The 15,156-nt window shown below is 43.5% G+C and carries 17 protein-coding genes; 4 read left to right on the forward strand and 13 right to left on the reverse strand.

All coding sequences use genetic code 11. The features are described 5' to 3' along the window. Positions 1 to 7: 7 nt before the first annotated feature. The 7 genes from QLH32_RS16765 to dapD form a co-directional block, all read right to left on the reverse strand. Positions 8 to 577 (reverse strand): CAP domain-containing protein, encoded by a 570-nt coding sequence (locus tag QLH32_RS16765; RefSeq protein ID WP_283267175.1) that lies wholly within the window; start codon positions 575 to 577, stop codon positions 8 to 10. 113 nt (positions 578 to 690) lie between these two features. Next, a complete protein-coding gene (locus QLH32_RS16770) occupies positions 691 to 1,155 on the reverse strand; it encodes a peroxiredoxin (RefSeq protein ID WP_283267177.1) in 465 nt (154 codons plus the stop codon). A 19-nt stretch (positions 1,156 to 1,174) separates the two neighbouring features. After that, complete coding sequence (locus QLH32_RS16775; protein WP_283267179.1) at positions 1,175 to 1,861, reverse strand: Dph6-related ATP pyrophosphatase; 687 nt, start codon at positions 1,859 to 1,861, stop codon at positions 1,175 to 1,177. A 93-nt stretch (positions 1,862 to 1,954) separates the two neighbouring features. After that, positions 1,955 to 2,374 (reverse strand): hypothetical protein, encoded by a 420-nt coding sequence (locus tag QLH32_RS16780; RefSeq protein WP_279959877.1) that lies wholly within the window; start codon positions 2,372 to 2,374, stop codon positions 1,955 to 1,957. 30 nt (positions 2,375 to 2,404) lie between these two features. Next, positions 2,405 to 3,073 (reverse strand): 7-cyano-7-deazaguanine synthase QueC, encoded by a 669-nt coding sequence (gene queC / locus QLH32_RS16785; RefSeq protein ID WP_283269370.1) that lies wholly within the window; start codon positions 3,071 to 3,073, stop codon positions 2,405 to 2,407. Positions 3,074 to 3,144: 71 nt separating this feature from the next. Beyond that, positions 3,145 to 3,855, reverse strand: a complete 711-nt coding sequence (gene queE, locus QLH32_RS16790; RefSeq protein ID WP_283267180.1) for a 7-carboxy-7-deazaguanine synthase QueE — start codon at positions 3,853 to 3,855, stop codon at positions 3,145 to 3,147. 85 nt (positions 3,856 to 3,940) lie between these two features. Continuing rightward, a complete protein-coding gene (dapD, locus tag QLH32_RS16795; RefSeq protein WP_283267182.1) occupies positions 3,941 to 4,762 on the reverse strand; it encodes a 2,3,4,5-tetrahydropyridine-2,6-dicarboxylate N-succinyltransferase in 822 nt (273 codons plus the stop codon). 290 nt (positions 4,763 to 5,052) lie between these two features. Between dapD and carO the strand changes: the two genes are divergently transcribed. The 3 genes from carO to QLH32_RS16810 all read left to right on the forward strand — a co-directional run bounded on the left by carO (position 5,053) and on the right by QLH32_RS16810 (position 8,366). Further along, on the forward strand, positions 5,053 to 5,787 hold the full coding sequence (carO, locus tag QLH32_RS16800; RefSeq protein ID WP_279959879.1) for an ornithine uptake porin CarO: 735 nt from the start codon (positions 5,053 to 5,055) through the stop codon (positions 5,785 to 5,787). A gap of 285 nt (positions 5,788 to 6,072) precedes the next feature. Then, positions 6,073 to 7,200: a ferredoxin reductase gene (locus QLH32_RS16805; RefSeq protein WP_283267183.1), complete on the forward strand. Its 1,128-nt coding sequence runs from the start codon at positions 6,073 to 6,075 to the stop codon at positions 7,198 to 7,200. 11 nt (positions 7,201 to 7,211) lie between these two features. Next, positions 7,212 to 8,366 (forward strand): fatty acid desaturase family protein, encoded by a 1,155-nt coding sequence (locus QLH32_RS16810; protein ID WP_283267184.1) that lies wholly within the window; start codon positions 7,212 to 7,214, stop codon positions 8,364 to 8,366. Between the two features lie 59 nt (positions 8,367 to 8,425). On the opposite strand, the gene QLH32_RS16815 is transcribed toward QLH32_RS16810, so the two are convergent. The 6 genes from QLH32_RS16815 to QLH32_RS16840 form a co-directional block, all read right to left on the reverse strand. Further along, the gene (locus tag QLH32_RS16815) at positions 8,426 to 9,349 is read right to left on the reverse strand and encodes a CysB family HTH-type transcriptional regulator (RefSeq protein WP_267978950.1); all 924 of its coding nucleotides are present in this window, start codon (positions 9,347 to 9,349) and stop codon (positions 8,426 to 8,428) included. 75 nt (positions 9,350 to 9,424) lie between these two features. Then, the gene (locus QLH32_RS16820) at positions 9,425 to 10,495 is read right to left on the reverse strand and encodes a sulfate/molybdate ABC transporter ATP-binding protein (protein WP_004757691.1); all 1,071 of its coding nucleotides are present in this window, start codon (positions 10,493 to 10,495) and stop codon (positions 9,425 to 9,427) included. 11 nt (positions 10,496 to 10,506) lie between these two features. After that, on the reverse strand, positions 10,507 to 11,391 hold the full coding sequence (gene cysW / locus QLH32_RS16825) for a sulfate ABC transporter permease subunit CysW (RefSeq protein WP_262450360.1): 885 nt from the start codon (positions 11,389 to 11,391) through the stop codon (positions 10,507 to 10,509). After that, entirely contained in the window at positions 11,388 to 12,221 is an 834-nt protein-coding gene (gene cysT / locus QLH32_RS16830) for a sulfate ABC transporter permease subunit CysT (RefSeq protein WP_004676888.1), read from the reverse strand. Before cysT ends, cysW begins: the two co-directional genes overlap by 4 nt. A gap of 84 nt (positions 12,222 to 12,305) precedes the next feature. After that, positions 12,306 to 12,908, reverse strand: coding sequence for an RBBP9/YdeN family alpha/beta hydrolase (locus QLH32_RS16835; RefSeq protein ID WP_283267185.1), 603 nt, complete (start codon positions 12,906 to 12,908; stop codon positions 12,306 to 12,308). A 155-nt stretch (positions 12,909 to 13,063) separates the two neighbouring features. Then, on the reverse strand, positions 13,064 to 14,071 hold the full coding sequence (locus QLH32_RS16840) for a sulfate ABC transporter substrate-binding protein (RefSeq protein ID WP_283267186.1): 1,008 nt from the start codon (positions 14,069 to 14,071) through the stop codon (positions 13,064 to 13,066). A 271-nt stretch (positions 14,072 to 14,342) separates the two neighbouring features. Here QLH32_RS16840 and pabC point away from each other — a divergent pair, with 271 nt between their 5' ends. Further along, positions 14,343 to 15,155, forward strand: a complete 813-nt coding sequence (pabC, locus tag QLH32_RS16845) for an aminodeoxychorismate lyase (RefSeq protein ID WP_283267187.1) — start codon at positions 14,343 to 14,345, stop codon at positions 15,153 to 15,155. Position 15,156: the final 1 nt, after the last annotated feature.

The raw sequence follows: 15,156 nt of genomic DNA on the forward strand, positions 1-15,156 counted from the left end.
CTTCCTCTTAACGAACACCAAATTGTTGCACCCAGTATGCCTTGGGTTTTTCTGACTGATCAAAGCTACAGGCAACTGCGTAATCGGTAAATTTTGACTGCATCAGGTTGCTGCAATGCACAGGGCTGCTGACCCAAGTTGCCATGACTTCATCCAGATTCTTTTGGCCCCGTGCCACATTCTCACCGCCACCGCGCGTTTTAACCTGATACAGTTGAAGACGTGACCTTAAATTCAAGCCTGTGCTACTGGTATGACCCAGAAAATTATGTTCCGCCATATCCTGTGCATGGGCAAGGGAACTCCTGTGCAGACTGCTATTCCATGTTAGTGGTGCCACAGCGGCAAAATATTGTTGCCCACATTGACGGGGATGTTGCCGAATTTCATTAATTGCATTCATGATGACTTGCTGATAGGCTGGATTCTGTAAATCCTGACAGCTTATTTCCAAGGCGGGTTTTTGAATTTGGGGAATGGACGCAGCAATGTCCTGAGGCATCGTGGTTGAACTTACCCCACATGCTGAGATAAAAAGATAAAAAGGCAACGAGATAAATACCTTGAACTGACTCATTTGGATGCCTTTGGTTGAATTATTTGAATATTTTCATCATACGCCAAGCTCAAAGATAGGAGCAATTTGCCGCAACAAAAAAGCAAGTGAAACTTGCCTTTTGTTACCTAGGTTTACGAAGCTGTTTGCAGTGTTTTTAAATCTTCAAGCACCTGTTCGGCATGTCCCGCCGCCTTTACTTTTCTATAGCTTTTAACCAGTTGTTTGTTATGGAAAATAAAGGTAGAGCGTTCAATCCCCATCACCTGTTTGCCATACATATTTTTTTCCTTAATCACATCAAAGTGTTTACAAAGTACTTCTTCCTTATCGCTAATCAGGTCAATGGTCAGTGCCTGTTTTTCGGTAAAGTTCTGGTGTGCCTTGACCGAATCGCGGGATACACCAATGATTTTACAGTTCAATCCATCAAACTGGTCTTTTAGGCAGGAAAAGCCAACCGCCTGGGTTGTACAGCCAGGAGTTGAGTCTTTTGGGTAAAAATATAATACCAGCCATTCATTTGTGAGTTCGGCTAGGTTGATTTCGCCCTGAGTGGCTGGAAAGGTTTGATTGGGTAACTGGATTTGTTCAGACATTTTGTATCCTTTGCCAAAGCTAAATTTGATCTAATTCAAGGGGTAAAAAAGCATATTCTTCATGATAAACAATATTTCCCTGACGTACAGGAATAGCTTTGTTAAAAATTGGCCCGTCAATCACAGTGGTATGGAATTCTCCACCCTCGCCGCAAGGATCAATGCCACGATGCTCAAGTTCCTGAATGTATTCCAGTGTCAGGACTTTGCCTAAATCCTCAACTTGCATGCCCAGTTTTATGTTTACGGTGACAATCACGCTAAGGAAGCCAAGATTGATAAACTCTTCAACCACCTCACAGTGAGGGCGTAGCCATAGCGGCATACCCAGTTTCAGCCCGACTTGTTGGGTAACGCGATCATGCCAGCGACCATGCTGGGGCATATCCAGGTCCCCTGTGACCAGTACCTCAGCCCCTTGTTGTTTGGCCTGACGGAGTAACTCTATGAACTTGCTTTCATAATCTACCCAACTTGAGGAGGCCATAAAAACAGGCAAACCAATTGAGTCAGCTTGTGCTCGGATAATATCAAGTGGCATGGCATGTGAACGGGAGCGCTGACCCTGTTCTTCCAGCATGACAATCAGTCCAATGACCTTGCCTGTTTGCAGGGCATGATACAAGGCAAGGGAACTGTCCTTGCCACCACTAAAGGAAACAATACATTGGCTGTGGTGGGCATTGGTTTTCCATTGGTCCTGCATGGTATTGTTCAACTTATTAGAGATAAAGGAAATTTTAACAGAACTTATAAAAAAGCCTGCATCAATGCAGGCCTTGTTTACAACAGCGCAGGATTATTTTTTAGGTGCCTGTTGCTGGGCAGCTTTCATTGCTTCCTCAGTCAACTTTTCTAGCTTGGTAACAAGCGGTGCACCTAGGCAAGCCTGTAAATCCTTATTCTGTTGCTGTACAAAGGCAAGGGAGCTTGGGCTTTTCTTGGTATTGATTGCACTTTGAATTTCCCATTTCTGTGCTTCAGTTACTTTGCCCTGTGCTTCAATATTACAAGAACAGAATTTGCTGACTTCTGCCGCAGTCAGTTTTCCACCCTTTGTGGTCTGGTCTTTACAGACGTTGATCAATGCAGATTTGACATTGGTACTTTTATACGCAGCTTGGAGTGGATTCTCATCCGCAGCATGGGTTGCCGTTGCAAGTAGGGCAGCCGCTGACATCATTGTGGAAAGAATAAGATTTGATTTAAAAAACTTCATATATTGTACCTAATTATAACCCTATATCGTCTATTCGGTATAACGTGTAGGATCCGCAATACCTGCTTCGATAAAACCTTGTTGACGTAAACGGCAACTGTCGCATTTGCCACACGCACGTCCTTGAGCATCTGCCTGATAGCAGGATACCGTTTGACTATAGTCTACGCCATGTTCGATACCTAAGCGTATAATATTCGCTTTGGATAAATGTAACAAAGGTGTTTCAATTTTAAGGGGTTTTCCTTCCACACCCGCTTTTGTTGCCAAACGCGCAAGATTGGCAAATGCATCAATAAACTCAGGACGACAGTCAGGATATCCTGAATAATCAACGGCATTGACTCCAATCACGATGGCTTCGGCATCAAAAACCTCAGCGGCGGCAAGTGCATAGGACAGGAAAATTGTGTTACGTGCAGGAACATAAGTTACAGGAATACCTTCCTGTAATTGTTCTGGCACATCAATGTTATGGTCTGTAAGTGCCGAGCCACCTAAATTTCCAAGATCAATATTAATGACACGGTGCTCAACACCCGCACGCTGGGTCAAGGCCTTGGCTGCATCAAGTTCTGTGGTGGAGCGCTGTCCATACATAAAACTAATGGCAATACATTCATAGCGTGCTTGTGCCCAGGCAAGGCAAGTTGTTGAGTCTAAGCCACCAGACAATAATACGATGGCGCGGGAACGCATATTATTTTCCATGATTCAACCTAAATATATTTAAGAAAAGCAAGTTCGAAAATGAACTGAGTTTGAACTGTTTAGCGACCAGATTCATCATTCCACAACAGTTTATGCAACTGTAGCTGGAAGCGAACAGGGAGATGGTCATCTAAAATCCACTGTGCCAGGTCACGCGCAAAAGCAGGCAGCACAGCAGCACCTTTTTCAACGGCAAAGGCAGGGGAGAACCAAACGGTACTGACCTTATCCTGCAATTGAAAATTGATCAATTGTTGCTTTGACCATTCATAATCCTCACGATTACAAATCACAAACTTAATTTGGTCATGCTGGGTTAAATAGTCAAGATTGGTTAATAAATTACGATGGTCTTCTTTTGATGTCGGTGTCTTTAAATCCAGCACTTTGGAAACACGTGGGTCTACCTTTGAAACATCTAACGCACCGCTGGTTTCAAGGGATACCTGACAACCCAGGTCACACAGGCGCTGTAATAGAATTAAGCAATTCGGTTGTGCCAGTGGCTCACCACCTGTGACACAGATATAAGGGGTTTTATGTTGGCTTGCTGTTTCAATGATGTGTTCAAGTGACAGACGTTCGCCACCCTCAAACGAATAGGTGGTATCACAATAACTGCAACGTAACGGGCAACCTGTCAGACGAATAAAAACGGTAGGTAAACCAAAAGTGTTCGCTTCGCCTTGCAAAGAATAAAAGATCTCGGTAATGCGTAAACCAGCCGCAGGATCGGAGACAGGAATTGCAGAAGAACGTAAGGAAGCCATAGATTCAGAACCACACCATATAAAAGAACAAAATCCCTACAACCATGACTGGTTGTAGAGACGAAAATAACGGGGTTAGAGTTGCTTAGTCAGCGCGTAACAAGTCATTCAAGCTGGTTTTTGCACGTGTTTTTGCATCCACTTTCTTCACGATAATCGCGGCATAAAGGCTGTAGCTACCACACTTAGATGGCAGACTGCCCGCAACAACCACAGAACCTGCTGGTACTCGACCATAATGGATCTCACCAGTTTCACGGTCATAAATCTTGGTGGACTGGCCAATGAAAACGCCCATTGAAATCACAGAACCTTCACCAACAATCACGCCTTCAACGATTTCAGAACGGGCACCGATGAAGCAGTTGTCTTCAATGATGGTTGGATTCGCCTGTAATGGTTCTAACACACCGCCAATACCCACACCACCTGACAGGTGAACATTCTTGCCGATTTGTGCACATGAACCTACAGTAGCCCATGTATCCACCATTGTACCCTCATCCACATAGGCACCAATGTTGACATAAGATGGCATCAACACCACATTTTTTGCCTGGAAGCTGCCACGACGAGCAACCGCAGGTGGTACAACACGCACGCCAGCCGCTTTAAACTGCTCTTCAGTCCAACCTGAGTATTTGGTTGCCACCTTGTCATAGAACTGTAGATCACATGCTTCGATTGGCTGGTTGTCATTCAGTTTGAATGAAAGTAAAACGGCTTTTTTTAACCATTGGTGAACAACCCACTCACCATCGATTTTTTCAGCAACACGAAGTGTGCCATTGTCCAAACCTGCCAATGCTTCTTCTACAGCCTGACGAATTTCAGTAGGGCAGTCCGCTGCGCTATAGTTGGCACGGTCTTCAAATGCTTGCTCAATGATCGTAGAAAGCTGAGACATGATCTTCCTTCTTCCAAAAAAATTTTGAAGATTTTACACTAATTTGCTACAAGAATCTTTGAAAAAAATAGTTACAATAATTTGTTTTTAAAATATGAAATAAAACGGTAATGAAAGCGGATTTAGTTGTTTTTTATTCATTATTTTGGAATACACAATTATCCTGAATTTGTATCAAAAAATAACAAAAAGTAATCAGTTTCTGTATAAAAAGATATGAATCATTATTTTAATATAAAACCACGGTAACAATTATATTTAAATAAAAGCGTTTTTTTGAGGAGACTTCAATGAAAGCTGTACGTATTCTTTTAAGTGCTGGTATTTTAACTGCAATCGCTGGAACAACTTTTGCGGCTGATGAGCGTATTGTGACAGATGAGGGTGTAGCAACTTTCTCTTTCTTGAAACCAGCATCTGTTCGTGCTGAAGTTGGTACAACAGGTTATGGTGGAGCAATTTCTTACAATGCCAATCCATATGTGGGTGTAACACTGGGTTATAACGGTGGTGATATCTCATGGTCAGATGATCTCAAGATTAATGGTTCAAAGTATGACCTTGATATGGATAATAACAACGTTTATTTAAACGCTGAGATTCGTCCTTGGGCAAATTGGTTCTATGTTGCAACTGGTGTATCTTACCTTGACAATGATTATGGTTTGGAGCGTCGTGCGGGACAAAATGCTTCATTTAAGGTTGATGGCGCACGTTTCGCAAACCCTCTAGGCACTACTCAAATTAACGGTACGATGAAATACAAAAATGATATTGTACCTTATGTAGGTGTCGGCTTCTCTCCTGCAATTACTAACCGTTGGGGTGTATTTGGAGAGTTGGGAGCTTATTATACAGGTAACCCAACTGTTAGTTTAAATGCTGACGCAGCCTCATTGGCATTAGTTGGTGATGATGGACGTACATTAGGTCAGGCAATTCGCGCTGAAGAACGCAAAATTGAGAACAAAGGTACTTATGAATGGTTGCCTGCTGCTAAACTTGGTGTGAGCTTCCGTTTCTAATACTTTAGTTGTTATAAAAAAACGAGCGTAATGCTCGTTTTTTTATGTCTGTTTTATTGCAATATTCAAGTATATTCAAGTATATCCAAGCTTTTCCATCTTTAAAAAAGCTACCGCTTATCTATTGTCGAGCTGTGATTATAAAAAAACCTTGATTGTATGTTTCACTTTGTTTAATGATCAAAACAACAGCATTATGAAATAAAGGAGAACAATTCTAGAAAGTTTATAAAATAAAAATGAATCAGGATGAAATTCAATATAATACGATAAGGATAAGATAATATGCAGCCATCCAACGGAACAGCCACAACTTCATTATGGTCAAAAGTTGCAGTCATCACCGATTTATTTGCTTTTCCACTGAGAACCTCTCATTACCTTGAGTTGGTCAATCCACTCTGGTCAACCCATAAATTACAGGCAAGGATTGAGCGTGTATGGGATGAGACCAAAGATGCCCGTACCATTACCTTAAAACCTGGTCTAAATTGGCGTGGTCACCGTGCTGGTCAGCATGTTCGGGTTGGGATTCCTGTTGAGGGAATGCACTATACCCGAACCTATACCATCTCTTCCTCAGCTGAACGGGAAGAGCAGGATGGATGTTTTACCATTACGGTGAAAGCCATTGCAGATGGACGGATCTCACGCCACATTGTGCGTAATTTAAAGGTTGGAGATTATTTACCCATTGGTTTGCCACAGGGAGATTTTTATCTGCCTGATGCGCAGCCCGTAAAACCTCTATTTATTACCGCAGGCAGTGGCATTACTCCAGCCAGAAGTATGATCACCAGTTTGATTGCACGGGAACGTTTGCCTGATAGTGTGCATATTCATTATGCACCACATGAGTTTGACATGATTTTTGGGCAGGAGTTACGGCAACTGGCGCAACAATATCCACGTTACACCTTACACGAAGTGCATACCCATGCATTGGGGGATGAACAGGAAAAACGCCGTCAATGCTATTTTAATGAAGAGCAACTGTCCCGACTTTGCCCTGACTGGCGTGAGCGGGAAGTTTATGCCTGTGGTCCTCCAGCCTTGCTGGATGCGGTTAAACAATTGTTTGAACAGGCTGGGCGTTTCCGCTATGTGCATACTGAACGCTTCCGTGCCGCATTTGCAGAAGTACCTAAAGATGCGGTGGGTGGTCTGGTGCGTTTTGCCCAAAGTGATATTGCAGTGCAAGCAGATCATCAAACGCCTTTATTGCGTGTTGCCGAAGATGCAGGGATGAATCCACCGCATGGCTGTCGAATGGGTATTTGTCATACTTGTAATACCACGCTGGTTTCAGGTTGTGTCCGTGATTTGCGTACAGGCAAGATTATTAATGAAGCAGGCAGCATTGTACAAACCTGTGTTTGTGCGGCGGCTGGTGATTGTGAACTGAATCAATAGGAGCGGATGATATGACACATAAACTTCCTGTAAATCTTACTGATGCCCAGATTGAAGAGTTCGGTCGTGAAATGGATGACATTTATAACGAAGTCATGGACAGTCGGGGAGAGAAAGACCGTGCCTATATTCTCAAGGTGATTCGTACCCAACGCAGTATGGCGGTAATTGGACGAATCATTATTTATGCAGGCCTGTTTTTTATTCCAGCGTGGGGGCATGCCCTGGCGTCATGGGGAATCGCATTAGGTATTATGGCAATTGGTACATTTATGTTGGGGTGTGCCAAAATTCTGGAAAATATGGAAATTGGCCATAATGTGATGCATGCCCAGTGGGACTGGATGAAAGACCCCGAAATTCAGTCCAATACTTGGGAATGGGATAACATGAGCCCGTCTGACCGTTGGATGAACTCGCATAATGTGGTGCATCATACTTGGACCAATGTATTGGAAAAAGATTTGGATGTGGGGTATGGCATTTTGCGGGTGACTCCGATGCAGCCGTGGAAACCCTCTTTTTTATTGCAACCCCTTTGGTTTATTTTGTTGATGCTGTTGTTTGAAGAGGGTGTAGCTGTGCATGAACAGGTGATTGATGATAAATTGCATGGCAAAAGGAAATGGAAAGAGACTTTTCCGATGTTACGGCATATCGGACGTAAAGTTCGAGGACAAGTCATTAAAGATTATCTGATGTGGCCTCTGGCAGCCATGCTGGTCAGTATTCCAATTTCTTTTTATGTGCCTGCCTCACCATTTTTAGTATTTGGATTGGTGGCTGGTGCAAATGCGATTGCCAATATCATTCGTAATGTCTGGGCCTTTGTGATTATTTTCTGTGGACATTTTCCAGCAGGGGTGCATACCTTTACCTTGGAACAGGTTGAGGGAGAAACACGAGCAAGATGGTATTTACGTCAAATGCTCGGTTCAGCCAATATTGAGGGCGGTAAACTGTTCCATATTATGTCGGGAAATTTAAGCCATCAGATTGAGCATCATATTTTCCCTGATATGTGTAGCAACCGTTATCCAGAAGTGTCGCCTCGTGTTGAAGCTTTGGCTGCACGTTATGGTATTCCCTATAACAGGGGTTCCCTGACACGGCAGTTTGGCACTACATGGTGGAATAACATTCGTTTGGCATTTCCTAATTCATAAATAAAACCATAATCTTGTAATTTAAAAGCCTATTCAGTGTAAGTTGAATAGGCTTTTGATTATTCATCAGGATAGGCAACTTTTTTAAGCGCCCTGATATCGGTTTCAGGTGAGCATAAGGAAATAAACTCATAACCATAACCACGGAGCAAATGTCCTTTGCGTACAGCAATCCATGTGGTATTGGCACCAAAAATATCGGTTTTGATCTGTTGTAGACGATAATCCCGCTCAGCATCATAGGCGACATCATTGACAATCCCTACACCCATATTCAATTCAACATAGGTCTTGATGACATCGGCATCAAGTGCAGACATCACAATGTCAGCATGCAGTTGCGCATCTTCAAAGGCCTTGTCAATTTTTGAACGACCTGTAAAACCACCATGATAGGTAATCAACGGATATTCCGCCAAGACTTCAAGGCTAATTTTGTCCAATTTGGCTAATGGGTGATCTTTAGGCGTAATGATGCTGTGATGCCATTCATAATAAGGCACGCTTGCCAGATTTTCCTCTGTGGTTAATGATTCCGTTGCGATGCCAATATCCGCCTCGCCCTGAAGTAGCATTTCTGCAATTTCTACTGGACTGGCCTGTTGTAAGACCAAGTGAACCTTTGGAAATAATTTCTTGAATTGATTCACAATCGGTGGAAGTACATAACGTGCCTGAGTATGGGTGGTGGCAATGGTCAGTGTTCCTTCATCCACCTTGTTAAAGTCATCGGCAAGACGCTTGATATTGTCTGCATCGACCAGCATCCGTTCAACAATACTCAACAATGACTGGCCTGGTTCAGTCAGCCCCAGTAAACGTTTGCCTTTACGGACAAAAAGTTGTACGCCCAACTCATCTTCCAGATCTTTAATGTGTTTACTGACACCTGACTGGGAGGTATAAAGTGCCGCAGACGCTTCGGTTAAATTAAAGTTTTGACGAACAGTTTCCCGAATAATTCTGAGTTGTTGAAAGTTCATAAATATTTTTCCACATAAGAGGTGGGGAACAACTAAAGTTCAGTAGGGAAGTTTAGTGTTCCTCCATATATTATTTTAAGCCACTTGCGTTGTTTGGTCTGCAAATAAATGAAGTTGAGCCGCACTAATCCAAACGGTTTGATTTGGCTTGAATTGATGTAAATTCGCTTCTTCTACACTTAATAAAATTTCGATGTTACGTCCACTGCGATCTTGTAATTCAGCAATGACTTTACCAGCAATCCAGACTTCACGTAGGAACGTTGCCTCAATAGTATTTGGCTGTGGTTGTGCATGAATATGCAGTTCATTTGGTCGTGCAAAGGCGATCACTTTTCCTTGCGGAGCATCAATAGCAGTCGGTAACTGAATACGGTCATCACCGAGGCGAATGATACCGCCTGTATGCTCACCCTCAAAGCGGTTTGCCTGACCCAGAAAATCGAATACAAATGGTGTGGCAGGTTTTTCATACACTTCACGTGGTGAACCGATTTGCTCAACATCACCTTTGTTCATCACAATGATTTGATCAGCAACTTCCAAAGCTTCTTCCTGATCATGGGTGACAAAGATTGAAGTGATATGTAGTTCGTCATGCAGGGTACGCAACCATCGACGTAATTCTTTACGCACTTTGGCATCCAGTGCGCCAAATGGCTCATCCAGTAGCAGGACGCGTGGTTCAACTGCCAAGGCACGAGCCAAAGCAATACGTTGACGTTGACCACCCGAAAGCTGGGCAGGGTAACGGTCTGCCAGAAATCCCAATTGCACCAAGTCCAATAAACGAGTCACACGTTTTTTTATTTCAGCTTCTGTTGGACGGGTGGCACGTGGGCGAACACGTAGGCCAAAGGCAATATTGTCAAATACCGTCATGTGGCGGAACAGGGCATAGTGCTGGAATACAAAGCCGACCTGACGCTCACGTACATGAATATTGGTGGCATCCTCACCCTCAAGCAGGACCTGACCGCCATCGGCAGATTCCAGTCCTGCAATGATGCGTAGCAGGGTGGTTTTACCGCAGCCAGATGGGCCAAGCAATGCAACCAGTTCACCCTCAGGAAAGTCCAGGGAGATGTTTTTTAGCGCATGGAATGCACCAAAGTGTTTTTCAATATTTTTAACTTGAATACTCATGTGTTCATTCCTTATGTATTTGGCTGATGTTCATTGGCTTGGTCTTGACGGATTTCTAACCATGTTTTCAAAATCAGGGTAATGATCGCTAAAAATGCCAGTAATGAAGACACAGCAAATGCAGCACTAAAGGTATATTCGTTATAAAGAATCTCAACGTGTAACGGTAAGGTATTGGTCTGACCACGAATATGTCCTGACACCACCGATACCGCACCAAACTCACCCATTGCACGGGCATTACACAGAATCACACCGTAAATCAGACCCCATTTAATATTTGGCAGGGTCACTTTCCAAAAGGTTTGCCAGCCTGAAGCGCCCAAAACAATTGCAGCTTCCTCTTCCTCTGTGCCCTGAGCTTCCATCAGTGGGATTAACTCGCGGGCAACAAAAGGAACGGTAATAAAAATGGTCGCCAATACAATCGCAGGAACGGCATACAGGATCTTGATGTCATGATCCATTAACCAGCCACCAATCCAGCCTTGCGTACCAAAAATCAGCACCAGCATTAAACCAGCAATGACAGGGGAAACCGAAAACGGCATATCAATAATGGTGGTGAGGATGGCCTTGCCACGAAACTGGAATTTAGCCACCGCCCATGCCGCTGCAACCCCGAATACCACATTGATTGGAACGGCAATTGCAGCAGTTAATAAAGTCAGCTTCACTGCAGACAGGGTATCTGAATCGGTCAGGGCATTGATATACACTTCAATCCCTTGTTTAAATGCTTCTACAAACACCAGAATCAGCGGCAAAATCAGGCAGCTCAGGAAAAAAATCATTGCCACTGTGATCAGCGTATAACGTACCCAGGTCGGTTCACGGGTTGCATCGCGGGCCTGTAACTTGAGTGCCAAGGCATTGCTATTGTTATTTAAGCTCATTGTGCAACTCTCCCTGTGCGACGGCTTGCCCATGCCTGTAATAAGTTAATTAAAAATAGGATGGCAAAGGAGAGAACCAGCATCACCACGGCAATGGTGGTTGCACCTGCATAATCATATTCTTCCAGACGGGAAATAATCATCAATGGTGCAATCTCGGTCTTATATGGCATATTTCCTGCGATGAAAATAACTGAACCATATTCACCAACACCGCGGGCAAATGCCAGCGCAAAACCTGTCAGTAATGCTGGGAATAAAATCGGCAGAATCACCTTGCTAATGGTCTGCCAGCGATTTGCGCCCAGTGCAGAAGCCGCTTCTTCAAGCTCCGTTTCAATGTCACTGAGTACGGGTTGTACGGTACGCACCACAAAAGGTAGGCCAATAAAGATCAGGGCAAGGGTAATACCCAGCGGGGTATAGGCCACATGAATGCCTAAAGGTTCAAGGTATTGTCCAATCCAGCCATTTTTTGCATACAGTGAGGTGAGGGCAATACCTGCAACCGCAGTTGGTAATGCAAAAGGAAGATCAACCAGTGCATCGACAATTCTTTTGCCTGGGAAGCTATAACGTACCAGACACCATGCCAGTAATAAGCCAAAAATCACATTGACTGTGGCGGCAATCAAGGCCGCACTAAAGCTCAGTTGTAAAGACTTTAAAATTCGTTCTGACGTTAAGATTTCCCATAATCCGTCCCATCCAATCCCAAAGGATTTGATAAACACAGCAGATAAAGGAATAAGCACAATGAAAGACACGTAAGCGAGGGTAAAGCCTAAAGAGAGACCAAACCCAGGCAGCACTCGGGAACGCTGCGACATGATATTTCCTCAAGATGAGAGATGCTTGCTAAAGACCAGTAAGCAAATAAATAACGCGAAAACCAAAAGTATGAAGAGCTGAGCTTAGGCAAATTTTAGGTTAAAATTTGCCTGACTCATTCGGTTTACAGGCCGCATCTTTTTTTCGGGCAGCATGTAATTGAGGATTTCAGGAAAAGGACCAAACCCAGATGCCACATTGATATGACCAACCTGACCTAAATTGATTGGGGCAAGTTTCCATGCCTGTGCAAGCTGTAACGCATCGACATAACCCAGCCACGGATCATTTTCACTAATCAATAATGTGGTCGGTACATCAATGCTGAGCTGATGAAAATATTGCTTGTAATCAGTCAAACTATGACGGGCAAAACCACTTTCACCAAAACGGGCAGGGTTGGCAGGTGCCACCAGAATCAGGTTTTTCACTTTTGCCCTGAGTTCAGGATGTTCAGCAAGTGCCGCAACACTGGTTAGGCAACCAAAACTGTGTGCAACGATTTGCACAGGTGATTTAATTGTTGCAACTGTTTTGACAAACTGGGCAACCCATTCATTTAATACTGGTCGGTCCCAGTGTTTTTGCTGCACACGAGAACTAGACACGAGTTGCTGTTGTAACCACGACTGCCAATGTTGTGCTTCACTGCCACCAACACCAGGAACAATGACTGTATGAACCATGTCTATTCTCCTTTAAATTTTCTTAACCTCTCCCTAGCCCTCTCCTAATAGGAGAGGGAATATCACGAATATGGGTAAGTTTTTGTATTCGTGGAAATTCTTCCTTATTTTAGGAGGGATGAGGAACGATTATAGTTCCGCAAGAGGGAGGGATTCTATTTGCCTGTACTATTGGTCTTAACGATCTGGTCAAAAATACCGCCGTTGTCAAAGTGGGTTTTTTGCACCTTGGTCCAGCCACCAAACTCTTTATCAATGGTGACAAGTTTGAGCGGCTTAAATACATTACTGTATTTCTTCAATGTATCTGCATTACGCGGACGGTAGAAGTTACGCGCTGCAATTTCCTGACCTGATGGTGAATAGAGATAGTTCAGGTAACCACGGGCAATTTGCAGGTTGCCTTTCTTCTCGGCATTTTTCTCAACCACTGCCACAGGTGGCTCAGCAAGAATTGAAAGTGATGGAGTCACAATCTCAAACTTGCCTGGCTGCTCACGTACGGCAAGGAACGCCTCATTTTCCCAAGCCAGCAACACGTCACCGATTCCACGTTCAGCAAAGGTCGTGGTTGAACCACGGGCGCCTGAGTCAAGCACCTTGGTTTGTTTATAAATCTGGCGTACGAATTCCTGTGCCTTGGCATCATTACCACCTTTCTGGTGTTTTGCCCAAGCCCACGCTGCTAAATAGTTCCAGCGCGCACCACCTGAAGTTTTAGGGTTCGGTGTAATGATTTCTACACCTGGCTTAATCAGGTCGCCCCAATCTTTAATCTGTTTAGGGTTGTCTTTACGCACAAGGAAAACGATGGTTGAGGTATAAGGTGTTGAGTTGTTTGGCAGTTTCTTCTGCCAGTCTGCTGGAAGCAATTTTGCATTTTCAGCAATTTCATCAATATCCGCTGCAAGGGCAAGTGTCACCACATCAGCACTTAAGCCATCAATCACGGCACGGGCCTGTTTGCCTGAACCCCCATGGGATTGTTTGAAATCAATGTCCTGACCTGTACGCTGTTTCCAGAAAGCACCAAACTGCTTATTGAAATCGGTATAAAGCTCGCGGGTTGGGTCATAAGAGACATTCAAAAACTCTTGTGCCGCGAAAGAAGACACTGAGAGTAATGCGGCAATGACACCAACTTTTAACTGAGATAAACGCATGAAAAACCCCTTTAATTGATCTGTTATAAACAGATCTTCAATCTTGATTTGGAATATGGATGCAGCATAACGCTAGTTTTTTTGCAAAAAAAATAATTAAAAACGAATTTGATATGAAAAAAATGCAATTGCATAAAATAGATAAACTATGCTGAATTATTGATAAATAATAAATTTTTATTCCAATTCTTAAATTGTTATAATTATTTAAAATCAAAGAGTTATTTATTATTAATCATGTGGGCTATTTGGATTGAAAGGTGTTTGAATCATGCAATGCTATAAAAATGGACAGTTAATTGATTCTATCCCTTTACTTGATCGGGCATTTCACTATGGAGATGGCTGCTTTACCACAGCACGTATTTTTCAGGGAATTTTTGAACTAAAAGAATTGCACTTTGCACGTTTAAAACGGGCTTGCCAGAGCCTGAGTCTGGATGCTGATCTATCTCAAATTGAAAAATCAATGGAGCAGTTGCAACAACAGCATTCAAGCTTAAACGGCACCTTAAAGATCGTGATTAGTCGTGGAGAGGGAAACCGTGGCTATAGCTTGCCTTTACATCCCGCCGATATTTACCTTTGGTATTATCCAGCCACATTGCAGGCTTTCCAGCCTGAATGGATTGCCAGTGGAATGCTAAATCGTGCTTTGGGCCTAACCATGCCGAATCTGGTGGGCTTAAAAACCCTGAACCGTTTAGAGCAAGTGCTATTGAAACAGGAAGCGGACCAACAAGGTTGGCTTGAGGCATTGGTCAGTGATGTACAGGGCTATATTGTTGAAGGCGTGAGCAGTAATTGTTTTATTCGTATAAATGGACGGTGGATTACGCCAGAACTTCGCTATAATGGCGTCCACGGTGTCATGCGGGCAACCATCCTGTCGCGGATGCAGCAATCACAGATTGAATGTGAGCAACGTTATATTGGAATAGATGAGCTTGGGCAGATTCAAAGCCTGTTTTTCTGTAATGCCTTGCACCCGATGAAAGCGGTTGTTCGATTTCATGATCGGGCTTTAGAGCAACAACCCTGCCTTGATTTATTTAAAACTTTAAAACTGAACCAGATTGATTAAT

It is taken from the genome of Acinetobacter corruptisaponis (assembly GCF_030053775.1).
GTDB classification, from domain to species: domain Bacteria; phylum Pseudomonadota; class Gammaproteobacteria; order Pseudomonadales; family Moraxellaceae; genus Acinetobacter; species Acinetobacter corruptisaponis.